The following is a 26,221-nucleotide window of genomic DNA, read 5'->3' as shown; positions in this document are numbered from 1 at the left end:
CAGACTTAGAAAAAATCCCCCAAAGCGACCATCGCTCTACCTGGATCGAATCCGATAAAATATTCATCTACCTGGCAAGCTACATTTTTCCTGACTGTCATATATGCTGCAATATCCCCAAACCAAAACGGTAGACCATATCGATACCTACCACCGAACCCAAGTAGCCGACCCCTATCGTTGGTTGGAAGATTTGGATTCTGAGGAAACCAAGGCTTGGATCGAAGCGCAAAATCGCGTCACGTTTGCCTATTTAGAAGAAATTCCCCAACGCCAACAGATTCAAGACCGCCTCACCCAACTTTGGAACTACGAAAAATACAGCACCCCTTGGCGACGGGGAAGGCGCTATTTTTATTTTAAAAACGATGGCTTGCAAAATCACAGCGTTCTCTACACGCTGCGATCGCTTGACGGCGAACCGCAAGTTCTCCTAGACCCCAATACGTTCTCCGAAGATGGTACGGTGGCTCTTTCTGGTATTGCCATCAGCGATGACGGTGGTTGGATTGCCTACGGAACTTCTGCGGGAGGGTCTGACTGGCAGCAGTGGAAAATCCGCAACATCGAAACTGGCGAAGATTTGGCAGAAACCCTCAACTGGATTAAATTTTCCCACGTATCTTGGACCAAAGATAATCAGGGGTTTTACTACAGCCGTTACGACGAACCCCAACCATCGCAACAGCTTTCCAGCCTCAATTACTACCAAAAACTCTACTACCACCACCTGTATACTCCCCAATCGGAAGATGTGCTGGTCTACCAACGCCCAGACCAAAAAGAATGGGGATTTAGCGGTCGCGTCACCGAAGACGGTCGTTATTTGATTATCTCCGTTTGGAAGGGCACCGACCCCAAAAATTTGGTTTTCTATCAAGATTTAACCCAACCCCATGCCCCAGTGGTGGAACTCATTAGTGAGTTTGAAGCGAGTTACCGCTTGATTGGCAACGATGGGTCGCGGTTTTGGTTTTTTACCGATTGCAACGCTCCCCGAGGCAAAGCGATCGCGATCGATATTACCACGGGGGAACGCGAAGAGGCGATCCCCGAACGTGAGGAAATCCTGGAAGATGTGACCCTGCTCAACCATCAGTTGGTTGCGGCTTACCTCAAGAATGCCTACAGCCAGATCGAAATTTTCCAACTCGATGGCACCTTCGTTCGCAATGTAGAACTGCCGGGGATTGGTTCTGTTGGCGGTTTTGACGGCAAACCAAGCGATCGCGAAACCTTCTACAGTTTTACCAGCTTTATCCATCCTCCCACCATCTACCGCTACGATATGGTCACCGGGGAAAGTACCCTCTACCGCCAGCCACAGGTTGACTTCGACAGCCAACAATACCGCACCGAACAGGTCTTTTACACCAGCAAAGATGGTACCCAGGTGTCCATGTTTGTTACTTATAAAAAAAGTTTGTTACCCAACGGAGAAAATCCCACCTATCTTTACGGCTACGGCGGTTTTAATATTTCCCTGACGCCCAGTTTTTCCGTGACTCAAGCTATTTGGCTGGAAATGGGAGGCATTCTTGCTATTCCCAATCTCCGCGGCGGTGGCGAATACGGCGAAGACTGGCACCAGGCGGGCACCAAACATCAAAAGCAGAATGTCTTTGATGATTTCATTGCGGCTGCGGAATGGTTGCAGGAAAATCAGTGGACCAGTCGCGAAAAATTAGCTATCGGTGGTGGTAGCAACGGTGGTTTGTTGGTGGGTGCTTGTATGACTCAACGCCCGGACCTATTTGCAGCAGCTGTCCCTGCTGTTGGCGTGATGGATATGCTACGCTTTCATAAATTTACCATTGGTTGGGCTTGGAAAAGCGATTACGGCGACCCAGACAACCCAGAAGACTTTCCTGCTTTATACGCCTATTCCCCCCTACACAACCTCCAACCCGGTACTCGCTATCCTTCTACGTTAATTACCACTGCAGACCACGACGATCGCGTCGTTCCCGCCCACAGTTTTAAATTTGCCGCTGCCTTACAAGCTGCTCACCAAGGCGAAAATCCCGTGTTAATTCGCATCGAAACCAAAGCCGGTCACGGTGCCGGCAAACCCACCAGCAAGCGGATTGAAGAAGCCAGCGATCGCTTGGCCTTTTTGGTCCGCACTTTAGAGATGGTGGTTTAGGGAACGTACCGAGCATGCGAGCGTGGGGGCGTGGAAAATAAGGAGGAAGTAGCAGATTTAGGAAATAAATTTATTTTTGTCTCCCCCATGCGCCCACGCTTCTCCCCCAACCTACTCCTCATACTGCCAAGAAACCTCCATTGCCTCCTCATCAAAAATGCGCTTGGGTTTCAAAATCAACAACACCTCAGCCCACAAGGGCACCTGGGGGTCCGCATCAAACCAAGTGAGCTGGAGCTGTCCTTCTTTTTCTACCAAGAAATAACGAAACGCTTCAAAAGTACGAATGGCGCGATCGATAATTACCAAAACTGGTTCTGAATTTTTCACCTCGTTTTCCTCAGCAGGAGAAACCAGCAACGCATCCACCGACATAGCACTGGCATCCGTTCGCGCCGTGGCGTGGATGGCAACCGGGTCTTCCGCTTGGCGAATCACCGGCCAGCCTGGTAGGGGCACAAACTCTCCAGATTTGGCAATTTTAGCCACCTGAAAGGGGTCTTCGCTACCCAGAGTGGGGGTATTCTCCAAATCTTTTGGCGTCAGGGGAAACGTACCCACAACCGGTACGATCCGCGGCAGTTCGATTTCTGTTTCCACCCGATAGGTGGGGGCAGTGGGTGCTTTGCTTTGGGGAACTGCTGCCAAATCACTCAGTAAATGTTCGAGTTTTTGCCTGGCAGTCTCCGAATGTGCGTATCGCAAGCCACTGGCAATGAGGCGAGTACGGCTTTGCAAGTCAGAATAGTCGCGCGCGCGTTTCCAGTAGGCGTAGGCAACGGCATCTCCGGGATGTTCGGTGAATCCTTCAGGGATTTCCGCGAGGCGGGAAAAATCTTTGACGGCTTTGGTGACTTCGCGAACGTCGGCGATGCTTAACTGCCTTTGGTAGCTGAATTCGGCGACGGCAATGCGTTCGTCGTTGCTTAATACCCGCAGTTCGTACAAAATGTCGCTGCCGGTTTGTGCGTAGTGCGATCGCAGTTGCTCTGTTGCCTGGGTGGCGAGGGAGGTATCGTAGACCTGAGAAGCTACAGCCAACTGATTTTGCTGGGAGGTGGTGATGCCGGTTTCGTCAAAAATGGCTTTGGGGTCGTAGCCACCCTTTTGCAAGCGCCAGATTGCACGTCCTCGATCGAGCCAAGTGCCTTCTTGACGGCGCAACGCATCGAGCAGTTGCCTGGCTTCCCTTTCGGAAAGGGATGGATTTGGCGGGGTTTGGTAGGAAGGGGTTTCGCTCATGGCGTTGGGAAAATTATTGAGAATGCTAGTGGTTTCCGTCGCGATCGCTAGCTGAATTGTACCAAATTTTCCAGTGCCCTCGTTCCTATGTGCGAAAACTGGTTTTTCCTGGCATTTTCCCCACCGCGATCGCCAACTCGTGCCTTTACTAGAAAGCCGCAGCAGGTGCTAACCAAACCTTAACTTCGAATTATCCTTTTTTTGAAATCATAGAAGGAAAAGTATAGGTGGGGTGACCCTTTCACCATCCATCCCCAAAAGGGGCATCGAACCACATTGACGGCTAGATGGGTCCCGAAAACCACATTAAGGTTACCAGTTGCTAGCTGCCGGCAAAACAACCATTTGTAACACCACCAAAATGTCTGAAAACCATTCATGAGTCGAGGGAATTTACCGACCAAGTCATCCCAGCATCGGAAACAACGTGTCAAACTCCAATTGTCAGTCATCCAAGAGCGCGTTGTACACGGAGTTCTGGCACTTGCGGCCAGCATTCCCGTCATCATTGCTCTATCCATTCTGGCAATCTTTTTGTACCACGCATGGATGTTTTTCCAACAAGTTCCCATTTGGGAATTTTTCACCGATACCGAATGGACGCCTGATTATAAAAGCCGGCAGTTTGGGGTTATTGTTTTGATCAGCGGTACCCTGACCATTACCGCGATCGCTATGTTGGTGGCCATTCCCACAGGGATTTTAGCGGCTATTTATCTCAGCGAGTATGCCAACCCCTCAGTACGTCGTTTCCTCAAACCCAGCCTGGAAGCCCTTTCTGGCATTCCCACCATTGCCTACGGGTATTTTGCTATTCTCTTCCTTACCCCTTTTTTGAAACATGTAGTACCAGGATTACCGCCCTTTAATGCTTTGAGTGCGGGATTGATGACCGGCATTTTAATCACCCCCATTGTTTCCTCCATCAGCGAAGACGCCTTTCATAATGTGCCCACAGCTTTACGTGAAGGGGGCTATGCCCTGGGCTTTACCAAACGGGAAGTGACTCTCAAAATTTTATTGCCGGTAGCCTTTCCTGGCATTGTAGCTGCCTTAACCCTAGCAGCTTCCCGTTCTTTGGGAGAAACCATTATTGCCAGTATTGCTGCCGGGCAAAATCCCCAGCTTACCCTCAACCCTCTCATCCCCGTAGAAAGCATCACAGCTTATATGGTGCAAGTGAGTTTAGGGGGCGTGGCGACAGGGTCTTTGCGTTCCCATACCATTTTTACCCTGGCTTTGGTCTTGTTTGTAGTTACCTTTGCTCTCAACGGTCTTGGCCATTGGTTGGTACGCCGCCACAGCCAGGAAATGTCGGGGTTGGTGATTCCCCAGCCGGAACTGACCGAACAAGAGCAAAAGGATATGGAAGCATCCCAATTGAACGCTCAAATCGAACTGACTCCTTCCCAACAAGAAAATTTATTTTTCGCCAAATACATCCAACGCAATCGTTTCGATACTCTGTTTGAATTTTTATCCGCACTGGCGGCTTTTGTGGGCATCTTGGTTTTTGCTCTGTTGGTTATTGTCACCCTACAAAAAGGTGCCCATCAGTTGGATTGGGTCTTTTTAAGTAGCTTCCCTTCTCGCAATCCAGAAGAAGCAGGTATTTATGCGGCTTTGATTGGCACTTTGTGGATATTGGTTGGTACAGTGGCACTGGCTTTTCCCATTGGATTGGGAGCAGCTATTTATTTAGAGGAATATTTACCCCAAACTCGCCTCAGCGAACTGTTGGAAATTCACCTGGCCAATATGGCAGCTGTTCCGCCAATTATTTACGGTTTGTTGGGACTGGCGGTTTTTAGCGAGACTTTTGGTTTTATCACGGGTGGCAACAGTATTTTGGCAGCAATTTTGACCATTGGGATCTTAATTTTACCGCCGGTTATTATTACAGCGCGAACAACTCTGCGTTCGGTTCCTGGCGAACAACGACAAGCCGGTTATGCGGTGGGAATGAGCCGCTGGCAGGTGATTTGGAGTATTACTCTTCCTAGAGCGTTGCCTGGATTGGTGACGGGGATGTTTTTAGCAATTTCTCGCGCCATTGGCGAAACTGCACCTTTGATTGCGGTAGGGGCAGTTGCGTTTTTGCGGTTTACTCCTTCCTTTTCGGTTGAGGGGTTGCAAACTAGTTTTACTACGCTGACAACGCAAATTTTCTTTTGGGTATCCAAACCCCAAGAAGCTTTTCGTGAAAATGCTGCCGCCGCTATTTTGGTTTTGGGTGCGATTGTTTTGTTTTTAAATATTGTGGCGGTTTTGCTGCGTGATATATCTCGCCATCGTCGTTAATTTTGAGGAGGAAAAATTGTATGTCGGAAAATACGCTAACTAACTCGGAAAAGGAAGATTTAAATGGTCCCCAAGAGGTGATTTTAAGGACGGAAGATGTATCTGTGGCTTACGATGGTACCCCTGCGATCGCCAATGTAACGCTGGGAATTTTTAAAAATCAAATTACCGGTTTTATTGGTCCTTCTGGCTGTGGCAAAAGTACGTTGCTACGCTGTTTTAATCGCCTAAACGATGCCATTACCCGCGCTGAGGTGACGGGCAAAATTTTTCTACACGAACGGGAAATCTCCCGCATCAATCCCGTGGAAGTCCGCCGTCGCATTGGGATGGTTTTTCAACGACCCAATCCCTTTCCCAAATCGGTTTATGAAAATATTGCTTTGGGGTTGCGCGTGAATGGCTATCGCGGTGAGATAGACGAACGGGTGGAACATGCCTTGCGTCAGGTGGGTTTGTGGGAAGAAGTGAAAAATGATTTGCGCAAAAATGCCTTGCATCTCTCTGGTGGCCAGCAACAACGCCTGTGCATTGCCCGCGCCATTGCCCTCAACCCGGAAATTTTGCTGATGGACGAACCTTGTTCTGCTTTAGACCCCATCTCTTCGTCGCGGATTGATTATCTTTTGGAAGAAATGAAGCAACAATATACGATTGTTATTGTTACTCACAACCTCAAGCAAGCAGCGCGGGTGACGGATATGGTGGCTTTTTTCAATGTAGATACCACCGATAGCCAACGGGTGGGTCGGTTGGTGGAATATGCCCCCACCACAGTAATTTTTCGCCAACCCAATGTTCAGGCCACTTGGGAATACGTCTATCAGGGATTTTCCGGCTTGCAATCGGGAAGCGATCGCTTGCTTTCTGCTGAGTCGAGCGAATGAAACCATCAGATCAAATAGCTGCCAGTCAGGTTCTACTCAAAAATTCCACCTGCGGTTCCACCGGGTCTCGCACCAAAGCAATGCCATTAAACTCCCAACGATCCAGCACCTCTTGCAGTTGGGAAGCCGGCAGTGATTCGATCCCAAAGCGGTCGGCTACCTCCGGAGCGTGGGTATTTAGGTAGCTCAAGGCTTCGTATTGTTCTCGAAAAGCCAGTACGTAGTTCAGGCGTTGTTCCTCGTCGGGTCTGGCTTGCAAATATTGTCCGTTTTGTCGGGAACGAACCAAATAGTAGGTTTGCGAGTACATAACAGTTGTATTTTTCAGCGATTGAAAAGATTACTCTTGCCCTAACTGAATCCTGGGGTCCACAAATTTTAGCAATAAATCGGCGATCAAATTGCCCACAATCAACATGGTAGCTCCCATCATCAGACTTGCCATCACCAGGTACAAATCCTGAGATTGTACCGCTTGTAGGGTTAAAAGTCCCAATCCCGGCCAGTTGAAAAATAATTCGGTGATAAAAGAACCGCTGAGCAAATTGGCAAATTCAAACCCCAAAATGGTGATAAGCGGGTTGATGGCATTGCGCAACGCATGGACATAAATAACCCGATTTTCCGGCAGTCCTTTGGCACGAGCGGTGCGAATGTAGTCTTGGCGCAAAACATCGAGTAGCTGACCGCGCATCAACCGCTGCAAGCCAGCAAAACTGGTAATGCTCAGGGCAATGGTGGGTAGAATTAAATGCCAGCCAATATCGAGAACTTTACCGATGAAGTTGAAATCGGCGTGGTCGATGCTGGTCATACCACCAACTGGAAACAGAGGAGAGGTTTTTTGGGCTAAAAATAAAAGCAGCAAGGCGGTAATGAAGCTGGGAAATCCCTGGCCGGTGTAGCTCATTAGGCGCAAAAAGCGATCGATGGCGCTGTTTTGGCGGATGGCGGCTAAAATGCCCAACGGAATGCCAATGGCCCAGGTAACCACCAATGAGGAAATCGCCAGCAGCAGCGTGGCCGGAATGCGTTCCGCTAGCACTTCGGTAACCGGTCGTTGGTAGGTGAAACTGCGGCCGAAATCCCCTTCGGTGATGATGCTTTGCAGCCACAGCAGGTATTGCTGCACCGGCGGACGGTCCAAACCAAACTGGCGGCGCAATTGTTCTAGGGTTTCTTGGGAGATTTCTGGGTTTTGCTGCAGGTTATCCAAGTAGTCACCCGGTGCCAGTTGGATAATGGCAAAACTGAGTACCGAAGCCAGCAACAGGGTGAAAAGTCCTTGTAACAGGCGTTTGAGTGTATAAGTAAGGGTATCGCTGGTGAGGGCAGCGATCGCTTTTTGTTGCAGATTTTTCCACTGTTGGCTGGCTAGGCTCATAGATTGATGCTTGGATTTAATATTGGATCAAACTAACCACAGGGGTATGGTGATTGAATTTTTTCCTGCCTTCTAAGGCTAAAAGCTCGATGACAAACACACAAGCAGCCACTTGTGCCCCAGTTTTTTCCACCATATCCGCCGTTGCTTTGGCAGTGCCACCTGTTGCCAGCAGGTCGTCCAAAATCAAAACGCGATCGCCCTGGCAAAGAGCATCTTTATGAATTTCCAACAATCCTTTCCCATACTCTAACTCGTATTCGATGGAATGTACCTCCGCCGGTAGCTTGCCCGATTTGCGCACCGGAATAAAACCTACGCCCAATTGTTGGGCAATGGGAACGCCAAACATAAACCCTCTAGATTCAATTCCCACCACGCAATCGGGGGTAAAAGCGGCACTTTGTTCGGTCAAAGCATCGATGGTATAGCGCAAACCTTGTGGATCGCGCAGTAGGGGGGTAATATCTCGGAAAATAATGCCCGGTTCGGGAAAATCTGGAATATCGCGAATTAAAGATTTTAAATCCATAATCAGTGAAATTGACTTGGTAGAATTGCGGTTGCACTAGCGAATTTGGCCAGTTCCCAGGCCAAGATTAGTGACATAGTGACATACTCCAGACAGCGACCGCTACGCGGTACGCTGCTGGCTTCTCCTCCCTTTAGAGGGATTCGCGTTTTTTAGTGAGGCGATGCCCCACCCCACTTTCTTAATTAAAATTCCTGAGTTTACATCCCTTTGGAGTTCAATACCGCAATGAGGACAACTATTATGCCAACGGTCAGATAACTCTTTCGGGACTCGGTTGAGACAGTTAGAGCAATGCCGAGACGTTCCTTTTGGATTTACCTTAATGACTGGTTTACCAGCTTTTTCGGCTTGGTAGAAAAGGATTTCATTGAGGAATTCCGCTATCCCCGCATCAGCAAAACTCTTATTTAGTCCCGATCTGGCTGATAAACGGTTGGGGAGATAATTTCCATTTTCATCTTGTTTAGGTTGGCCTCGACCCGTCATGTTGGATCCTTGCAAATCTTCCACAAATAAAACATCTGCCCGATCCAACAGTTCTCCAGCTAATTCGTAATGCCATTGTTTCCGTTGTCTAGCAATCTTTTGATGAAGTTTAGCAATACGTTGGTTTAACTTCCGTCGAGGCTTAAAACCTTCCGCTTTCTTGTCTCTGTTGACTTGAAGCTTAGCTAATTTGTCTTCAGCTTGACGGTAAAACCTACGCGGTTCTTTGGTAGACCCGTCCGAACCAGCTACAAAACACTCCCAGCCCGAATCAATACCAAGATTATTATCTTGAGTCGTCTTGATGTCCAAAGTCGCAGAATCTGGGATTGATTTATCCTCTAATGTTAGCGTGACATACCAGCCATCTGCCTTTTTCGTAATCAACGCTCGTTTTACCTTAACCCCTTCGGGGAGAGGGCGATGTCGAATAAATTTGATTTCCCCTAGCTTGGGAAACTTGACTCTGTTCCCGTTAACGGGGTCGGAGGGCATAGAGGAGAACGCCATAGTGCGATAACGATTCTTCCCCTTAAATCTGGGTTTACCGCTGCGCTTACCATTGCCATCCCCCTTTAACCATCGCTGAAAAGCTAAATTAACCCGCTTAACTACATCTTGGAGGACATGAGTATGAACTTCCTTATACCACGGTCTTTCCTCTTTTAGTTGAACCAAAGAACGTTTTTGACCGTAATAAGTTGGTTTTTCTCTTGGTTTAGCAATACTGCTAACCAAAGGACAAGCGTTGATAGAACAATGATTCATTTCCCACCAATCAAACCTGTCAGTTAGAAGATAATTATACTGATACCTCAGCATATCCAACCAGCGCGTCATTCGACACCGTTGGTCATAGGTCGGTTTCAAGCGGTATTGGTAAGAAGGAATCATCCTCTGTCTCTCTAGCTGTTAAAGTCAGTTTAGCAAAAATTGGTACGGTGATTGATGAAAAATGATTTTGTTTCTAGTGGTAGAGCCGTTTCTGAGCTAAAAGCACACCACGAGTCTTACTTTATTGCTAGTTGTGGGGGAGTTACAGGTGCCCAACTGAAAAATTACGTGGAGAACCAGAACCGACCCGATTCATTGTGCCTTTCCGCTTCGCTACGAGTCACAGGCTATCCTTCCCGTTGCTCATGCTGACGCATAGAGCGCGGGGCTGTCGCCCATAGCTCAAGGCATATTCTAACCGGATCGCGGAAAATCTTCGATACGTTTGCAAGCCCTGTCGCTTTCGCACCGGGAGGAAACACGAACGGCGGCTTGAATTGCCTTCCCCACGCCCGAAAAGGGCGAAAAGAGGTACAGTTTCTGCTCTTTCGGTGTTTTAGCCGGAATCGTCTACCCTGTACGGTATCATATTTTCCTCGCCAATGTTTTTAGGGCTGGTGGGGCTAACGGCACTGCCTTCCCCCTGGTAGGGCGGTTTAACCGTTAACGGCAGAGCGACAAACACCGAAAGCATTTGTAGGTTCCATGACCTGAAAAACGTAGTTAGTTAGTGAAGACCTAGGCTGGTCAGCTACCTGAAGCTGGAGGCATGAAGCCCCCGTGCTTCAGCCGGGGGTGTTGAGGTTTGTCACCGGCAGTGGTTCTTCAGAAAGGCTCTCGGGCCAATTGACTTCCGAATTGGAAAATCAAATCTTGCCAGCTGCTCTGTCGCACCCACCTACATTCTATAATTTTAAAGGAGTGGGAATGCTAGGGGGATGGCTGATAGGTTGCCCGGATACAATGGGTATCTTAAATGGGTATAGTTGCCAGGGAAATGGTGTCAAAAAACAAAGGATGATTAGGAATTAGGATAGGAATGACGAACGATTCTGTGGAACGAGCACCCGCAAATTCCAACAAAAATGTCAATCTGGCCAGCGGTGCGCCGGTATCGGAGGAAGCAACTAGCTCTCCCATGCTGGCCATGCTCCCCGACCCGCCTTTAGACGAGCGCGAATGCCCGCCACGCTCGCGGACGCAATTGGACTTGCTTTTGCTAGCCATTGAGGCATTGCACTTGGGCGGTTCGGAGGAGTTTTTGCAGGTAGCCAAAGAGCTGGGGTTGGAAGATATTATTCCCAACCGCGTGACCTTGTGGCAGCTGCGCAGTGCCAATCCCTGGCGTCTCCACAGCCAGCGGCGTACGTTGCGTTGGCAGGAAGGCAAAGCGTTGGTGGCGATTGTTTGCCATCTCAGTCGGCGGCTAACCTTTACCATTCGCCAGTTGTTGGTGGACGATCGAAAATTGCAGGAAAAACAAATTCCCTACCGGCAACATCTACGTATTTCCCAGTATTTGGAGCGTTTTCGCTCTCACTATCGTTCCCGCATGAATCTCCGCCGCAGTGCTGTTGCCGCCTACAGCAGTGACGAACGCCTCAACGAGCTGGCGATGGGATTGTTGGGGCAGCTTTTATTTTGTACCGGTACCTACGGCATGCAAAGGCTGTGGATGAGTTTGTTTGAGGGAGAGGTGTAACGGCATGACGATTCAACGTCAGTACCAGCTGCCCAACTGTACTTTGGTTTTGGAAGGACTAACGGACTCGCAAAGCTACACCCAACCGAGTCTGGATGTGATGTCAATTCTGATTGACGCCCAGTGCCATTTTCACACCCAGGAGCAACAAGTGGGCGGTGGCATGGAATTTTTGCAGGGGTTGGTGGCGGCTGTAAGTCGCTACGCCCAAGAGTTTTTGAGTCAAACGCGATCGCTGGCTGGTTTGGGCGGTACTATACCAGCGGTACAGTTGCAACCGGTGGAAGGCAACCGTCACTGTTTGTTGGTATATCCGGAAAGTTCCTCCATGGAAGGGGAAAGCAGCGATCGCCAGGTCCAACAGATCTATCTTTCCACATTAGAATTATTCGACCTGCTAGAAGCGATCGACCAATTGCTGGCGGACCGATTGACCCTGCCCCATCTTTCCCTACAACTGCAACCGCTGCCCAAACAGTACGTCCAACGCAGCAGCGACCCCAACCAACAGGTCTTGCCAGCAGCAGTAGGCATCGCCGGCGTCGCGATCGCGGGAGCGGTCTTTTTCTGGATGCCCTATCCCGAAGTCAAACGCCCGCAACAACTACTTCCCGATTCCCAAGACCAAAACCCAACCTCAACTTCGCCAGCCACCACACCAACTCCCCAGCCCTCTCCCCAAAACAGCGCCACCAACCCCGAACCCACCCTCGAGGGCGAACCCACCGTAGAACCCACTCCCGAAGCGCCAGCATCGGAAACCGCCACGCCAACTCCCCCTTCCGTAGAAGAACTACAGGCGGCTTTGTCCATTCGGCCGGAAATCACCGACCCCAACCAGTTAGAAGCTTTGAAATGGCAGCTTTATAACGAATTAGAAAAAGCTTGGGACAATCGAGAATATGTAGAAGACTTAGAATACCAAGTTGGCGTGGGCAGCGATGGTGCTATTCTAGGCTACAAACATCTCAACGCCCCTGCCGAACAGCAAACAGAGAGCACGCCCCTGCCAGATTTGGTGTATCTGCCCACCTCCGAAGAGGCAGCCGCCCCAGAATCCGTCGCCCTGTTCCGGGTGGTATTTACCGAAAACGGCAATTTAGAAGTTAGTCCCTGGCGCGGTTATATTTCCGAACCCGACCCGCCGCCGGAAATTCAGGATGCAGCCACCATTTTGGACTTGCAGGACCGCCTGATCGAGAAGGTTACCGAGGCCCTACCGGAAGACCCCACCTTTGACGAACCTTTGGAATATCGGGTGGAAATGAGCCAGTCGGGTGCCATGATCGACTACGAAGCCCAAACCCAATCCGCTCGCCAGCAAGTTTCCCGAACCCCCCTCGCCGGTTTGCTGGAGCCCGCGCAAAGACTGGCCCGGGATGAAAACGGTGCCGTGAGGCGCGCTCGAGTGGCCGAGTTTCGCCTGGTGTTTCAGCCGGGGGGAACCCTGGAAGTCAGCCCCTGGCATGGATTCCCCTAAAAAACATAAAGAAAAACCTACTTGAGTTGGGGCTTGACCCGGCAACAAGTAGGTTGGCATAAGATTTGTTTGGGGTTCAACCGCACGGTTGCTACTGCCAGTAAGCTTGCTGCGGTCCCGACCAAACTTTATCGGCCGTGCGACCAAATAAGACAGCTTCGTCTTGGTTGGCGGCTACCGTGGTGCCGTCGAAATTAACTGCCCATAGGGACCATTGCGGTTCGCCCATGATGCCGGCGCGAAACAGAACGCTATTGTTATGGTTTTGGCTCCATCCCAACAAAATGGCATTGGTGTATTCAATGTTATTGGGGGCGATGGTGGCTGTACGGTCTTGTTGCCGGTCCCAAATCACAGCATAATCGGAAGCGACTGAAGAGTTGAAAATCCCTTCAAACTCCCTAGCCAAAACGCGATCGCCCCCTGAAGACCAAGAAACAGGTACCAAAATGGACATCGCGCCTTGGGGCACTTCAGAAGCAGCAACGGCAAACGGGTGGTCGGCAAAAGGAGAAGTGGGCGTAATGGCACGCAGATGTCCGTTTTGCAGGTTTTCTACAAATAACACACTGCTCACGTGGCTGCGATACAACTCCGGTTGGACGCGCAATTTAATCCGGCTGTAGGCAGCATACTGACCGTCCGGAGAAACCAGAGATTGGCTGCGGTAGTAACGGACGCCCGACCCGCTTTGGGAACTCACCTCTTGGTGCGTATTAATAATCCAGCGCCAGGGAATGGGATGGCGGCTGCCAAGAGGGTCTTGAGGAACTGACGATTCGGCCATGGAGGACTCAGAGCCACGAGTCTCTGTGGTTTCAGAAGGTGAGGCGGCACTTTCAGACATACCTGCAAAAGGTACGCTTAGAACCGCCAGGATCGCCGTAAGTCTCAGCAGACTTTTACGCAAGAGGATGGTATTTAACATTGAGCAATAGAAGCTTGTAGACGACGCAGAAAGTGTGAGGATGAACGCCTACAAATGAGCGACGCACCGACGTAAAACCACGAAAGCACAACACAGACGACTAGGAAAATAGCTGGATTTTCCTGCTGCTGGTGGCTTCCGCGAATCTTTGTGTATTTTCAATGTCATACAAGATGCTATTTTTTAGCTTATCATTTTCTCCTGGGTTTGACGGGAAATTGTTAAAAAACACAACAATCGATTGGCAGATACCTCGCCAACGCAGAGACTGGTTTGAATGGTAGTGCCCCTTCTGGCGATCGAGAATCCCCTTTGGATGTTGTCCCTTGAAGGTGTGACCCATTGATGCCAAACCTACTGCCCAATATCACAAAAATCATAAAAAACGACTTAGATCGAAACTTTTTTGTCCGGATTCCTCCGTATGGAACCGTTCCCCAACCATCATCAGCAGAATTTGCTCGGCATAATCGATCGCCCCTTTCAGTTCGTCGCGCAAAATTTCCAACCCACCATTGGCATACTCTTCAAAAATCTGTATGCGTTGGGCTTGGGAGTCCGGATTGCTATTGGCTAAAATCTCTTTTTCTTTGATTTCGCCAATGGCAATTAGATCCACGATTGCATCGTAACCGCGATTGACAAAATAATCTTGGGAGATGGGGCCCGGTTCGCGTTTGGAAATGCTTTGCAAGGGTTCCCGTTTGCCCCGCTTGACTCCCAAAGCTGCTGCAAACAAAACCGCATCGGCATAGGTAGAAAACAAACCGGTTTTGCTATCGGTCGCTGTTAGGGCTTTGACCAAATCAGCTTTATCCTGGGCAATGCGAATTCTTGATGGTGCCATGGCTGCCAAAACGTGGTTCCCGTTGGTTAATGACGGAATGAGTGGTTTTTGGGGTTCCCAATTTTGCTAAAATAAGAGTGTTTGGCTCTATGTCCATTGCACGCTTTCCCAATTGGCTAGATTTTAACTTTCCTATGCCATTTCCCATTTGTATCGTTCTCGGAACGCGCCCAGAAGCTATCAAGCTGGCACCAGTTATTGCTGCGTTTCAACGGTCCCCCCAGTTTTGTCCCCATGTGATTCTAACCGGACAGCATAAGGAAATGGTAGCTCAGGTGATGCAGCTGTTTCAACTGCACGCCGACTACGATTTAGAAATTATGCAAGCCTCCCAGACGTTAGGGGATATCACCTGTCGCAGCCTGACGGGGTTGGAATCGCTGTTTGCGAAAATTCAACCGCATTTGGTGTTGGTTCAGGGGGATACAACCACGGCTTTTGCTGCGGCTTTGGCGGCTTTTTACCAGAAATTTCCTGTGGCTCACGTGGAGGCGGGGTTGCGTACCAATAATTTATTTCATCCCTACCCGGAAGAAGCCAACCGCCGCTTGATTTCCCAAATTGCCCAGCTGCATTTTGCCCCTACGGCACTGGCTGTGGATAATTTACGCAACTCGGGCGTTGTTGGCAGGATTCACCAAACGGGCAATACGGTCATCGATGCGTTGCTGGCGGTGGCGAAGGGAAATCCCCGCTGCGAGGTACCGGGGTTGGATTGGCAGCGATATCGGGTTTTGTTGGCAACGATTCACCGGCGGGAAAGTTGGGGAAAGACGTTACGGGGAATTGCTCAAGGCTTGCGCCAGATTGTCGATGCTTTCGCAGATACGGCTTTGCTATTGCCCTTACATCGCAATCCCCAGGTTCGCGACCCCCTGCGGGCAGCTTTGCAAGACCATCCCCGTATTTTTTTGACGGAACCGTTGGATTATCAGGCTTTGGTGGGGGCGATGCAGGGTTGCTATTTGGTTTTGACAGATTCGGGAGGCTTGCAGGAGGAGGCCCCTAGTTTGGGCAAGCCGGTGCTGGTGTTGCGGGAGACGACGGAACGTTCGGAAGCGATCGCGGCGGGAACGGCCAAGTTGGTGGGGACCCACAGCGATGGTATCCTGGCGGCGGCGCAATCTTTATTGGCTGATGAGCAAGCTTATGCAGCTATGGCAAATGCTACCAATCCCTTTGGGGATGGTTTGGCGGCCCAGAGAATCGTGCGAATTGTAGAAGCATTTTGCTAGGGGTAGGTTTCAAAGGAGATGCAGGGATGGTTCTTGGCTTGGTATCCTAGAAGAAAAGGCAGCGCGATCGCGACGACTGTCCTTAAGTTTTGTTGTTTCTGATTTTTGATTGTTCCACCGACAACGCTTTTGCACCCATGGTTCCTTTACCAGAAAATCGCCCCAAACAACTTTCCTTGGGCACCCTGGAAACGGAGATAATGCAGATTATTTGGGATTTGGATGGGGCAACGGCCAAACAAATCCACGACCGCATTCTCAAAGACCCAGACCGCGAACTGGCTTACGCTTCGGTGATGACGGTGTTGCGCCGCCTCACGAAAAAGGGCTGGCTGGTTTGCGATACGTCCAATCGGGCGTTTCGCTGGAGTCCCACGGTTTCCCGCCACCAAGCACAAATGCTCAAAGCCCACCAGCAACTACAGGAGTTTCTGGCTGTGGGCAATCCCGATGTGGTAGCTGCTTTTGCCGATAGTTTGGACCAAGCTAGTTTGGAACAAATCCAAGCGATCGCCCAACGGTTACAAGCACAGCGACAAGCGAGGGAGGACTAAGCATGCACGCAAGCGCGATCGCCATGGTTTTGGCTATCTCTTTGGCGGTGCGATACGGCTACAGTTGGCAGGCAACTGCTGAGAACCGTAAGTCCCAAACTTACCCCCAACGCCATTTACGTGCTTTGGTAGCTTTTTTGTTGCCCCCTTTGCTGCTGTTTATGACCGCGGTTTCTATTGTTTGGATGGGACCGGTGGGCGGTATGGTCTGGGGTAAAGCTGGGTGGGTAAGCTATATTCTTGCTTGGGAATTTCTCATATTTGCCATGGGACAGCTCGTTTGCTTGGCTTGGCAAACTTGGAATTTGCAGCAAAAGGTACACACCTATCCCCAACAGGTCTGGGAAGGTATTTCGTTTCGCTTGTTAGAGACGCCCATTGCCTACAGTGCTTTGGTGGGATGCTGGCAGCGATCGCTGGTGGTTAGCCGCGGCATGCTGGCATTGCTCGATCGCGAGCGGTTGCACGCGGTTTTAACCCACGAACAGGGTCACGAATATTACCGGGACCCGTTTTGGTTCTTTTGGTTGGGATGGATGCGCCGCTGCTGTTCCTGGCTGCCGCATACGGAGTTGCTCTGGCAGGAGTTGCTCCTGTTGCGAGAAATTCGCGCCGATGCTTGGGCAAGCCAACGGGTGGATCCGCTCACCCTAGCGGAATCGCTATTGCAAGTGGTGCAGCATTCCCTTCCCGATACAGAAACTACGGAAAATCTCGGTACGGCCTTTAGCTGTGCCTACCCCGACAACCGCTTGCTGGAACGGATCGATGCTCTGCTCGACCCTACGGAATCACCGCCGGAAGTCCCCTGCCGTTGCTGGTTGTGGGTAGCCGTATCGTTTTTACCTTTGGCGATCGCGCCTTTTCATTATTAATTAAATGAGTTTCCATAGGCAGGGTTGACAATTTTTTTGATAAGTTTTATAATAGGGGATGACATAGGGCAGTATTGCCGTAAAAAAGGGGAGGTTTGGGGACGCCTTTACCCAAACATCTAGCCTGCGCAAAAATAATATTTTATTTATGGGGACAAAATCAATACTTTGTATTGACAACTATTGCTTTTGAATTAGAGCTGCCACGAATTGGGCATTTCGATGCCAGCAGCGATCGCGATACCACTGGTGGGCGCGATCGGCAACCCCCTGAAGCCGATCTTCATTGGTCTTCGTCACCACCGGAATTTGCAGGTAGTGGGTGCCCCGTTTCAGAGAGCCCACCGTCTCCGGAACTCCATTCATGCCAATGGGAACGACACCGTGGGCGCAGTAAGCAGCAAAAGTTTCCGAACGTTCCAAGTGGCTGGCGGTTTTGGCACTAAAAAAACCAATCCAAGCATTAAGCAAAATCCAACCAATCTCGCTGGGCTGCATTTTTCCTCGATCGACCCAATCAAACTGGGGAGAAGCAGCTACTTGTACTTGCAAGGTAGGTGCAATATAATAAATTTCTTGCATCCCTAAATCGCGGCAAGTTTGGGCAACGTCATCGCACTTTTGCTGGTGGCAGCGCAGAGGAGAGTGACTGCCCAAGACAACAGCACGCCGATACCGATCGCGCAAAGGAGGAATAATCGGTGGTTTTTCTAAATAATCTGGTTGGGGCAGACAGCGTACCTCCCGTTGCAACCATTTTTCTAAAATCGCCTGCAAGCGAACGTTCAACGCGATCGCCACATCCGCCTGTTGGGCAATGCGATAAGCCACCATCCCCCCAATGGGGTTAACCCATTTCATTTGCTGAAACTCAGCCACTGGCATATCGTGGAAAATGACCAAAACTTGCACCTGCCGCGATCGCCGCACCGCTTGCAATCCTTCCTGCAGCCAAAACGGAGCATCCATTTTTCCCTTGGCATAAGCAGCACCGCTGTAGTGTAGGAGAATATGAGTCACTTCTGGAGGGATTTGCTCCAAAAACGACTTTGAGGTCTTTTGTGGTAAAATCAGCACCGGAAAATCTGTCTGGGTGACAGAAGCGCGATCGCTGACTTGGCAGACCAAAAAATGGGAACTTATTTGGGAATCTTGCCAGAGCTTTTTGGCTAAATGAAAGGCATAATTGCTTACAGAACAAATCTCCGTCGAGACTTTGGGAATAATTTGCAAAACCGACTTTTGTGGCTGTTCCCCGGCAACCTGGTTTGGATTGGGCGATCGCATTTCCTTCCTCCAGCCAAAAAGAAATTGATGGTTCTCGAACGTTGCGCCACCTGTTGGCTATTTGACAGCCAATTCCTACTGGGATAGACAGTATGCCTATCATATCAATTTTCCCATAGGGCAACCGGCCAAAATGCCACCCCAGGCTACAGCAACGAACTTCTCCCAAAACCTAGGTCAAGCAGAAAAAATTTGCTACCATAAACCAAATTGACCAATTTTAGAAATTTTGACTTTTTATTGGTAAAATGACCGATCCAAGCGTAAAAGAACGTTTGCAAAAAATCAAAGCGGCAAAAGACAAAGCACGCCGTCGCCGCGAAGGTAACGAAAAAGGATTGTATCTTTTATTTACCGGCCTGGGCAAAGGCAAAACCAGCAGTGCTATGAATATGGTATACCGCCATTTAGCCCACGAACGACCAGTAGCTGTGGTGCAATTTGTGAAAGATTCCCATTCCTACCCCGACGGCGATCGCATGATGCTGCAAAAATTGCAAGCCGCCGGTTTCCCGGTACAAATCTATACCCTTGGTGGCGGCTTTAGCTGGGAAACCCAAGACCCCGATCTCGACCGGAAAAAGGCGGAAGATGCTTGGCAGCAAGCCAGCCAATTTATCAGCCATCCAGAAATTTCTTTGGTGTTGCTTGACGAATTGCACGTTGCCCTGCACAAAGCACAGTTGCAGGTAGAACCCATACAAACCGCCATTCAAAACCGTCCCCATCACGCTCATGTGGTGAGTACCGGACGCTACGCCCCCCAGTCTCTCATAGATATTGCCGATTTGGTTACCGAAATGACCCGCATTAAACACCACGTTAGCCAAGGTGTTCCCGCACAGATGGGAATTGAATACTAAAATGTCTTGGTTTGCTTGACGATGCGCCCAACTTTCTCCTAAGTCGGGGGAAGGTTGGGGATCTTGTTTGTAGTTTTCAGCCAATCAGCCATCGCTGTTTTGAAAATGGCTATCTATACGACGAATTGGAGATTTTCCCGGATACAATTTTTTGCAGTTGTTGCTTTGCTGGCAACGATTCTTGGCTGCGAGCGTCAGTCTTCTGCCCAAGTTTTGGAAAATTTAACCAAAATGAACCGAAGCCAGCAGGCTTATCGTTTGGATAATTCCTATTTTGCTTCTAGTGTTGGGGATTTGAATATTGCTCTCCACAAGCAAACTCCCTATCGCTATACGATTCGCATTGTTGATAAAACTTTGGTGATGCATGTGGCACAAGCTCAACGATCGCAGTTGCCCAGCTATATCGCTCTGTTGGAAGTGCGTACCCCCGGCAACGGCGTTTCTAGCCTTACTTGCAAAACCGACCTGGCACTAACTGACATTGCTATTTCTTCCCAGGTATTTCCCGCCGTAGCCTCGCGGCGATCGCAAGGTTCCCCTCTAGCATGTCCGCCTGATTTTACGAAAATTCGATCTAAATAAATAGTTGGAAAAGTTCTTGTCAAAACTGCGAATTTATGCTATATTAAAATGTATACAATTGCATATGGAATTCTAGGCAGGATTGCTGCAGGAGGTTCCACCGGAGAAAGTTTTGCTCGAGTTAAAAAGTGGGATTTTCTGGTGCCACTGCCGGAGGGGAAGGTTCGTTTGGGTTCCTTCGCTCAAACATCTAGGCAGGGCAAAAATAATAAAACTATTTTGGCGCAGGTTAGATGTTTGGGTTGAAGTGTCTCATTAAACTCCCCCTTTTTTATGACGAGTCCCCTCGTCCTATGTCACCCTTAATTATAACCAGCAAACAAGAAAAAATCAAGAGCAATTTTGACAATTCTTAACCAAACACGCAGCATTCTCTTTCAAAATTCCCCCCCCCAATTCCCGACAAAAACAAAAAAAAGACCGACGCCAGCCGGTCTCCTTCCGGAAAACATTTATACTTCTCTGCTCAAAACCAGTTTGATTTGAATCGAACCAAAATTTTACCCCGTTAGCTGAACTTGTTGTAACTTCCCAGTTTCCAAAGCATCTTTGACCTCTTGGCGTGCCCAAGTATCCACCGCCAAAATATCGTCTAGAGAAGGATGGGCAACGTGTTCTTCCCGATGCCGATCGCAAGTATATTCGATGGCGCGGGGAATATCCAAAAAAGCAATCTTCTCGGCCAAAAACAAAGAAACCGCTTGTTCGTTGGCAGCATTTAAAACCGCTGGCATGGAACCCCCCGCACGCCCAGCTGCGTAAGCCAGTTCCATACAAGGATATTTCTTACGGTCCGGTTCGCGGAATGTCAAATCTCCAGCTTTCACCAAATCCAACGGTTCCCAATTCGTATACAACCGTTCCGGCCAGGAAAGCGAATACAGCAAAGGCAACCGCATATCCGGCCATCCCAACTGCGCCAGCACCGACGTATCTTGCAATTCGATCAGCGAGTGAATGATGCTTTGGGGATGCACCACAATTTCAATACTATCGTAATCCAAATGGAACAGATAGTGAGCCTCGATCGCCTCCAGTCCTTTATTCATCAAAGTTGCCGAATCCACTGTAATCTTCTTACCCATGGACCAATTGGGATGTTTGATGGCATCGGCAACCGTCACTTGCGACAAACTTTCCGGAGGCCAATCCCGGAACGCGCCGCCAGAAGCCGTGAGCAGAATGCGACGCAAACTTCGGTCGGGAACCCCTTGCAGGCATTGGAAAATGGCCGAGTGTTCCGAGTCAGCCGGCAATAACCGCACACCGTATTCTTCCACCAAGGGATTCACCACCGGACCGCCAGCAATTAAAGTTTCCTTATTCGCCAGGGCAATATCTTTCCCAGCCTTGATAGCGGCAATGGTCGGCAACAACCCCGCACAACCAACAATGCCAGTAACCACAGCCTCCGCATCCCCATAGCGGGCCACTTCCGTTACCCCAGAAATGCCAGCCAACAGTTGGGGAGGGAAAGACAGATCCGCGATCGCGGCTTGCAAATCCGGTAGCAGGGTTTCGTCGTGAATGGCGGCGATTTGCGGTTGGAATTCGCGAATTTGGGCCGCTAGCTGTTCGACATTGCGTCCGGTAGCTAGACCGACTACCCGAAAGCGATCGGGATACTGACGGACAATTTCTAAAGTTTGAGTACCAATGGAACCGGTAGAACCAAGAATTGTAATTGCTTTCACGGTTTATTTTTTTGGAATAGCAACAGTTTCTACTATAAATTTTTGGCGATCGCTCGCACGCATCCTAGTACCCTAGCACAAAGAAAACCACGCCATCCCAGGGAAAAGTGCCCCTTCCCACAACTTCCCCAGCAACGCTAAAGTACATGAAATTGCCGCAACCGCTACCAACTTTCAGCCAACCAAAGCCATGGGCAAACAAAAACGAAAATTCCCCCATCTGGTAGGGTCCAAATGGACAGCCAAACAAGCAACCTGGGGATGGCGACATTTTGAAGTGGTCAACCGTCAAGACAAAGGCAAATGGGTGTTCGCCGAAATGATTGCCTCCTGCGACCCCAGCGTACGTTTTTGGTTAAACGCCAAACAGCTCAAAGACCGCCAGCTCTGGGAACCGGGTTGGAAATCCCTGCAAGAGCAAGCAGAAGCAGACGAGGAAATTTCCTAAAGCCAAAGCTGGAAACATGGCAAAACATGCTAGCTTAGAAAAGGTTGTATGGCTTGCTACTTCCATCGCTGGGCATCGTAGCAGCCTGGTTTGCCTCGCGGTTTGCCGAAGTCCACCATCCAACGAGAATACGCTTACAATACGCTCTATGGGCGCAGCTGTTTCCCTGCAAAACATTCGCAAAATTTACAATCGCGTCCCCGTGGTCACCGATATTTCCTTTACCATCGACGCGGGGGAAATGTTTGGCCTGTTGGGACCCAACGGGGCCGGAAAATCTACCACCATCCGCATGCTGACCACACTTACCAAACCCACCGCAGGAGACATTTACATCGGTGGGTACGATGTCAGCCGCCATGCCAGACAAGTAAAAGAACGCATCGGCGTAGTTTTGCAGCAAACCAGCGTAGACATGGATTTGTCAGTTTGGGAGAATATGGAATTTCACGGTAAGCTCCACCATATCCCCAAAGCCAAACGCCGAACCGCCATCGAACGCTGGTTGGAGTATGTGGAACTGGCTGAGCGGCAGAACAGTTTGGTGAAAGAGCTTTCCGGTGGCATGAAGCGTCGCTTGCAATTGGCTAGAGCCATGTTGCACCAGCCGGAGATTTTGTTTCTCGACGAACCCACTGTGGGCTTGGACCCGCAAACCCGCCGCCGCCTGTGGGAGATTATTCGCGACCTGAACAAGCAAGGAATGACCATGCTGCTGACCACCCACTACATGGAAGAAGTGGAATATTTGTGCGATCGCATTGGCATCATGGATAGCGGTCGGTTAATTGAGTTGGGAACGTTAGAGGATTTGCGCCGAAAACACGGAGAAGGGTTGGTGATGAAACAAAGTGGCGATCGCTGGGATTATATCTTTTTTCCCACCCTGGAAGCCGCCAAAGCCCATTTGGACAGCCAAAGCGATCGCACGGGGATGCTAGTACGCGAATCCAACCTAGAAGATATTTTTGTGGAACTTACCGGACGACAGCTCGATTGAGTCTTGGTACTAAGTCCTCCTACCACTATGCCTAGTCTTGCCGCCAAAATTGAAGCGATTCTGTATTTAAAAGGACAAACCCTTTCGGTGGCTGAAATTGCCCAATACGCAGACTGCGATCGCGATGCCGTCCAAGACGCCCTCATCCAGCTCATGGACGATTATGCCCACCGGGAGAGTGCCTTGGAAGTGGTAGAAACCAAAAATGGCTACGCCCTGCAACTGCGGGATGCCTTCCAAGAGTTGGTGCAAACCCTCATTCCCGTGGAACTGGGGGTCGGTTGTTTGCGGACCCTCGCCGCGATCGCCCTATCCGGTTCCATGCGCCAATCGGAATTGGTAGAAGTACGCGGGTCCGGTGCCTACCAACACGTACAAGAACTGGTAGAGCGGGGATTTGTACGCCGCCGCCGCCCCCCCGACGGACGCTCCTACATGCTGCAAATTACCGATAAATTTTACCAATATTTTCAAGTGGACGACCTATCCGCTCTCACTTCCCAGGCGCAAACCACTTCAGAGGCTTCAAACGCCCAGTAAGCGATCGAAATATCCAGATTTTCCCACGATCGCCCAACCAGGTCTTGCCTTGGAACGATAAACTTGAAATAGGTAAAAAGAAAGCCCAACGACTGCCGAACTTATGTCTTTTAACCCTGATTTCCTGAACGCCCACGATGACGAAGAACAAGAAAATGCACTTTTAGAGTATTTGCAAGAACAGTCTCCAGAAGTCCTAGCACGGGTGGCTAAATCCATCAGTCCAGAAATCAAAGACATTATCTCTCAAAACGTACGTGGGTTAATGGGAGCTCTTCCCAGCGAACAGTTCAAAGTCCAAATTTCCACCGATTCCGATAACATGTCCGGCTTGCTAGCTTCCGCCATGATGACGGGATACTTCCTTCGTCAAATGGAACAACGCATGGAACTAGAAGCCCATCTCAACACCTCCGACCCCAGCGACCGTTCTGGGGAAGACACCGATAAGCACGAACAGTAACATTCACCAAATAGCCGCATGCCAGCTCAGCTTGGGAAGTTGGGGATCTCTGGCATTCCCTTTTGGGTCGTTCCCATCTCCCCTCACCAGCCAACCCCCCATGGCGATACCATCGCCCCCTTCCTAGCTGATGGCTGCATGCCGGGGATTAATCTGCCAAATGGCTGGGAAACGAACCGGTTTTGGCGGTAACAGTGACTTGTTCCCCATCCCGTTTGACTTCTACATCTAGTTGGGTTCCCACTTCCGTGGCATCCACCGCTGCTTGCACGTCGGTAGCGGTTTTCACCGGTTGACCGCCCACTTGGAGGATGACATCCCCTTGACGCAATCCAGCTGTTGCCGCCGGCGAACCGGGCAGCACTCTAACAATCAAAACGCCGGTGGTGGGAGGAATTTTCACTTCATCTCCCAAACGGCTGGCCAGTTGCTGCCGATTTTCTGGGGTCAAATCCACCATCTGAATTCCCAAAAACGGATGGTCGGCCGTGCCCTTGGTGACAATTTGTTGGGCAATGCGTTTGGCGGTTTCGATGGGGATGGCAAAACCCAACCCTTGGGCGTTGGCGCGAATGGCGGTATTGATACCAATGACTTCGCCGCGGTCGTTGAGCAAAGGTCCGCCGGAATTGCCGGGATTGATGGCAGCGTCGGTTTGAATAAAACGCACCCGCTTGTTGCCAATCCCCACTTCTTTGCTAGAACGCCCCAGGGCACTGATAATCCCAACCGTAACTGTATTGTCCAATCCTAAAGGATTGCCGATCGCGATCGCCCACTGACCGGGCACCAATTTTTCGGAATCGCCTCCCTCAGCAGTGGGCAAGGCTTGGGCGTCAATTTTTACCACGGCAATATCGGTAAGTTCGTCGGTTCCCAAGACCTCCCCTTCCAGGGTACGACCGTCTTTGAGGGAAACCTGCACCCGATTGGCGTTTTTCACCACATGGGCATTGGTAAGAATGTAGCCATCTTGGCGATAAATAAATCCCGAACCGGTTCCCTGTTCGATGCGTTTGCGTTCTGGCGGCATGCGATCGCCAAAAAACCGCCGAAATAAAGGATTATTCAGGGGATGTTCGGCTTCTGATTCTACCGTTCTCACCGCATCCAACCGCACCACCGCCGGTCCCACTTTTTCCACCGCTTTGGCAATAAAATTCGGACGGGAAGAAACCGGACTCTGACGGCGTGGCAATGAGGAAAAGTCCCGCTCGGGTTGTTTCTTCAACACCACGCGCACGGCTTCTTGGTCTTGCTTTTGGCGATGTTCCGCTTCTAAATAACGGTTGAAAAAGAAACCGCCACTACCCCCCAACGCCAGCAAGGATACATAGACAATCCACTGTTTCCAAGGCAATTTCATAAAAATATACCAACTAGCAACCTAGTTTGATAAAAGATAGAAATATAGACAGAAAAGCCGCATCTTGGGGCTGTCTATCTTAATTCTACGTTTAAAACCTGGGAAAAAACCATGTAGGAATTTCCTATTTATACGAAAAATTCCCCTAACGAACAGCAACAAACGCTACGTCTGAGGGGAAAAACGCCTAAATCGATCGAATTTTCCTAAAAAAATTCCCCAGGCGCGCCCTTTCGTGGTAAAAACATCTAGGCATTTCTTCCCTTGCCAGCTGCCGCTGTAGCCTTTCTGTCGCCATTCGTGGCACAATGAAAAAGAAAGCCATCGTGCTGCTGGCGAGACATTTGTCGAACAAATAGATAGGCAAAAACTTCCTATGGAAACGAAATTGGTTCTTTCCGTGCTCAGCATCCTGTTTATCGTCGCTTGCCTGTTTTTCGGAACCCAAAACGGCTTTTACGACACCGATAACTATCACGGAAACGGCTCAGCTCACTAAAGCAAAATCCCACTCCAGACTAACCTAATCACTGGACAAAAATCGACATTCGTGTTGATTGCGTTCGGTTCGTCCAGCCTTGGTCTCGTAGCAGACTCCG

Annotated in this window: 25 protein-coding genes; 15 read left to right on the top strand and 10 right to left on the bottom strand. The window is 49.9% G+C overall.

The window, feature by feature from the left end:
- The first annotated feature begins 103 nt into the window (after window positions 1–103).
- The gene (locus AS151_RS07115; RefSeq protein ID WP_071516352.1) at window positions 104–2,146 is read left to right on the top strand and encodes a prolyl oligopeptidase family serine peptidase; all 2,043 of its coding nucleotides are present in this window, start codon (window positions 104–106) and stop codon (window positions 2,144–2,146) included.
- 111 nt (window positions 2,147–2,257) lie between these two features.
- Here AS151_RS07115 and raf1 read toward each other — a convergent pair whose 3' ends face one another.
- Window positions 2,258–3,388 carry a RuBisCO accumulation factor 1 gene (gene raf1 / locus AS151_RS07110; protein ID WP_071516351.1) on the bottom strand — a complete coding sequence of 377 codons (1,131 nt, stop codon included), beginning with the start codon at window positions 3,386–3,388 and terminating at the stop codon, window positions 2,258–2,260.
- A 378-nt stretch (window positions 3,389–3,766) separates the two neighbouring features.
- Here raf1 and pstC point away from each other — a divergent pair, with 378 nt between their 5' ends.
- Window positions 3,767–5,689: a phosphate ABC transporter permease subunit PstC gene (gene pstC / locus AS151_RS07105; RefSeq protein WP_071516350.1), complete on the top strand. Its 1,923-nt coding sequence runs from the start codon at window positions 3,767–3,769 to the stop codon at window positions 5,687–5,689.
- A gap of 20 nt (window positions 5,690–5,709) precedes the next feature.
- On the top strand, window positions 5,710–6,576 hold the full coding sequence (locus AS151_RS07100; protein ID WP_071516349.1) for an ATP-binding cassette domain-containing protein: 867 nt from the start codon (window positions 5,710–5,712) through the stop codon (window positions 6,574–6,576).
- Window positions 6,577–6,601: 25 nt separating this feature from the next.
- On the opposite strand, the gene AS151_RS07095 is transcribed toward AS151_RS07100, so the two are convergent.
- The 4 genes from AS151_RS07095 to AS151_RS07080 form a co-directional block, all read right to left on the bottom strand.
- Complete coding sequence (locus AS151_RS07095) at window positions 6,602–6,886, bottom strand: hypothetical protein (RefSeq protein ID WP_071516348.1); 285 nt, start codon at window positions 6,884–6,886, stop codon at window positions 6,602–6,604.
- 30 nt (window positions 6,887–6,916) lie between these two features.
- Window positions 6,917–7,960 (bottom strand): ABC transporter permease, encoded by a 1,044-nt coding sequence (locus AS151_RS07090; RefSeq protein ID WP_071516347.1) that lies wholly within the window; start codon window positions 7,958–7,960, stop codon window positions 6,917–6,919.
- A 16-nt stretch (window positions 7,961–7,976) separates the two neighbouring features.
- A complete protein-coding gene (locus tag AS151_RS07085; RefSeq protein WP_071516346.1) occupies window positions 7,977–8,492 on the bottom strand; it encodes an adenine phosphoribosyltransferase in 516 nt (171 codons plus the stop codon).
- A 102-nt stretch (window positions 8,493–8,594) separates the two neighbouring features.
- On the bottom strand, window positions 8,595–9,875 hold the full coding sequence (locus AS151_RS07080) for an RNA-guided endonuclease TnpB family protein (protein WP_071516345.1): 1,281 nt from the start codon (window positions 9,873–9,875) through the stop codon (window positions 8,595–8,597).
- A 1,018-nt stretch (window positions 9,876–10,893) separates the two neighbouring features.
- Between AS151_RS07080 and AS151_RS07075 the strand changes: the two genes are divergently transcribed.
- Window positions 10,894–11,457, top strand: a complete 564-nt coding sequence (locus tag AS151_RS07075; RefSeq protein ID WP_071516373.1) for a DUF3038 domain-containing protein — start codon at window positions 10,894–10,896, stop codon at window positions 11,455–11,457.
- Window positions 11,458–11,461: 4 nt separating this feature from the next.
- On the top strand, window positions 11,462–12,937 hold the full coding sequence (locus AS151_RS07070; protein ID WP_071516344.1) for a DUF4335 domain-containing protein: 1,476 nt from the start codon (window positions 11,462–11,464) through the stop codon (window positions 12,935–12,937).
- 91 nt (window positions 12,938–13,028) lie between these two features.
- Here the strand turns inward: AS151_RS07070 and AS151_RS07065 are convergent, their stop codons facing one another.
- Both AS151_RS07065 and AS151_RS07055 read right to left on the bottom strand, forming a co-directional pair.
- Window positions 13,029–13,784: a hypothetical protein gene (locus AS151_RS07065; RefSeq protein WP_244532929.1), complete on the bottom strand. Its 756-nt coding sequence runs from the start codon at window positions 13,782–13,784 to the stop codon at window positions 13,029–13,031.
- A 457-nt stretch (window positions 13,785–14,241) separates the two neighbouring features.
- Complete coding sequence (locus AS151_RS07055) at window positions 14,242–14,712, bottom strand: DNA phosphorothioation-associated protein 4 (protein WP_071516341.1); 471 nt, start codon at window positions 14,710–14,712, stop codon at window positions 14,242–14,244.
- 89 nt (window positions 14,713–14,801) lie between these two features.
- On the opposite strand from AS151_RS07055, the gene wecB reads away from it, so the two are divergent.
- The 3 genes from wecB (at window position 14,802) to AS151_RS07040 (ending at window position 17,376) form a co-directional block, all read left to right on the top strand.
- Window positions 14,802–15,947, top strand: a complete 1,146-nt coding sequence (gene wecB / locus AS151_RS07050) for a UDP-N-acetylglucosamine 2-epimerase (non-hydrolyzing) (RefSeq protein ID WP_244532928.1) — start codon at window positions 14,802–14,804, stop codon at window positions 15,945–15,947.
- A gap of 137 nt (window positions 15,948–16,084) precedes the next feature.
- Window positions 16,085–16,501, top strand: a complete 417-nt coding sequence (locus AS151_RS07045) for a BlaI/MecI/CopY family transcriptional regulator (RefSeq protein ID WP_071516371.1) — start codon at window positions 16,085–16,087, stop codon at window positions 16,499–16,501.
- Window positions 16,502–16,503: 2 nt separating this feature from the next.
- A complete protein-coding gene (locus tag AS151_RS07040) occupies window positions 16,504–17,376 on the top strand; it encodes a M56 family metallopeptidase (RefSeq protein ID WP_071516340.1) in 873 nt (290 codons plus the stop codon).
- A gap of 180 nt (window positions 17,377–17,556) precedes the next feature.
- Here AS151_RS07040 and AS151_RS07035 read toward each other — a convergent pair whose 3' ends face one another.
- Window positions 17,557–18,663 carry a hypothetical protein gene (locus AS151_RS07035; protein ID WP_071516339.1) on the bottom strand — a complete coding sequence of 369 codons (1,107 nt, stop codon included), beginning with the start codon at window positions 18,661–18,663 and terminating at the stop codon, window positions 17,557–17,559.
- A gap of 248 nt (window positions 18,664–18,911) precedes the next feature.
- Between AS151_RS07035 and AS151_RS07030 the strand changes: the two genes are divergently transcribed.
- On the top strand, window positions 18,912–19,526 hold the full coding sequence (locus AS151_RS07030) for a cob(I)yrinic acid a,c-diamide adenosyltransferase (protein ID WP_071516338.1): 615 nt from the start codon (window positions 18,912–18,914) through the stop codon (window positions 19,524–19,526).
- Between the two features lie 165 nt (window positions 19,527–19,691).
- Window positions 19,692–20,111, top strand: a complete 420-nt coding sequence (locus AS151_RS07025) for a type IV pilin-like G/H family protein (protein ID WP_170861335.1) — start codon at window positions 19,692–19,694, stop codon at window positions 20,109–20,111.
- Between the two features lie 500 nt (window positions 20,112–20,611).
- Here AS151_RS07025 and dxr read toward each other — a convergent pair whose 3' ends face one another.
- A complete protein-coding gene (gene dxr / locus AS151_RS07020; RefSeq protein ID WP_071516336.1) occupies window positions 20,612–21,805 on the bottom strand; it encodes a 1-deoxy-D-xylulose-5-phosphate reductoisomerase in 1,194 nt (397 codons plus the stop codon).
- A gap of 190 nt (window positions 21,806–21,995) precedes the next feature.
- Between dxr and AS151_RS07015 the strand changes: the two genes are divergently transcribed.
- The 4 genes from AS151_RS07015 (at window position 21,996) to AS151_RS07000 (ending at window position 24,256) form a co-directional block, all read left to right on the top strand.
- Window positions 21,996–22,253 (top strand): TIGR02450 family Trp-rich protein, encoded by a 258-nt coding sequence (locus tag AS151_RS07015; protein ID WP_071516335.1) that lies wholly within the window; start codon window positions 21,996–21,998, stop codon window positions 22,251–22,253.
- Between the two features lie 148 nt (window positions 22,254–22,401).
- Window positions 22,402–23,253: an ABC transporter ATP-binding protein gene (locus AS151_RS07010; protein ID WP_071516334.1), complete on the top strand. Its 852-nt coding sequence runs from the start codon at window positions 22,402–22,404 to the stop codon at window positions 23,251–23,253.
- Window positions 23,254–23,280: 27 nt separating this feature from the next.
- The gene (gene scpB, locus AS151_RS07005; RefSeq protein WP_071516333.1) at window positions 23,281–23,793 is read left to right on the top strand and encodes an SMC-Scp complex subunit ScpB; all 513 of its coding nucleotides are present in this window, start codon (window positions 23,281–23,283) and stop codon (window positions 23,791–23,793) included.
- A gap of 103 nt (window positions 23,794–23,896) precedes the next feature.
- A complete protein-coding gene (locus AS151_RS07000) occupies window positions 23,897–24,256 on the top strand; it encodes a DUF760 domain-containing protein (protein WP_071516332.1) in 360 nt (119 codons plus the stop codon).
- 148 nt (window positions 24,257–24,404) lie between these two features.
- Here AS151_RS07000 and AS151_RS06995 read toward each other — a convergent pair whose 3' ends face one another.
- Window positions 24,405–25,622, bottom strand: coding sequence for an HhoA/HhoB/HtrA family serine endopeptidase (locus AS151_RS06995; RefSeq protein WP_071516331.1), 1,218 nt, complete (start codon window positions 25,620–25,622; stop codon window positions 24,405–24,407).
- A 376-nt stretch (window positions 25,623–25,998) separates the two neighbouring features.
- Here AS151_RS06995 and AS151_RS23055 point away from each other — a divergent pair, with 376 nt between their 5' ends.
- Window positions 25,999–26,121: a hypothetical protein gene (locus tag AS151_RS23055; protein ID WP_275527978.1), complete on the top strand. Its 123-nt coding sequence runs from the start codon at window positions 25,999–26,001 to the stop codon at window positions 26,119–26,121.
- The last annotated feature ends 100 nt before the right edge of the window (window positions 26,122–26,221 follow it).

This window comes from Geitlerinema sp. PCC 9228, from assembly GCF_001870905.1.
In the GTDB taxonomy this organism is placed as follows: domain Bacteria; phylum Cyanobacteriota; class Cyanobacteriia; order Cyanobacteriales; family PCC-9228; genus PCC-9228.
Note: the sequence above shows the minus strand (reverse complement) of the source record. Positions and strands in the feature narration are given on the sequence as shown.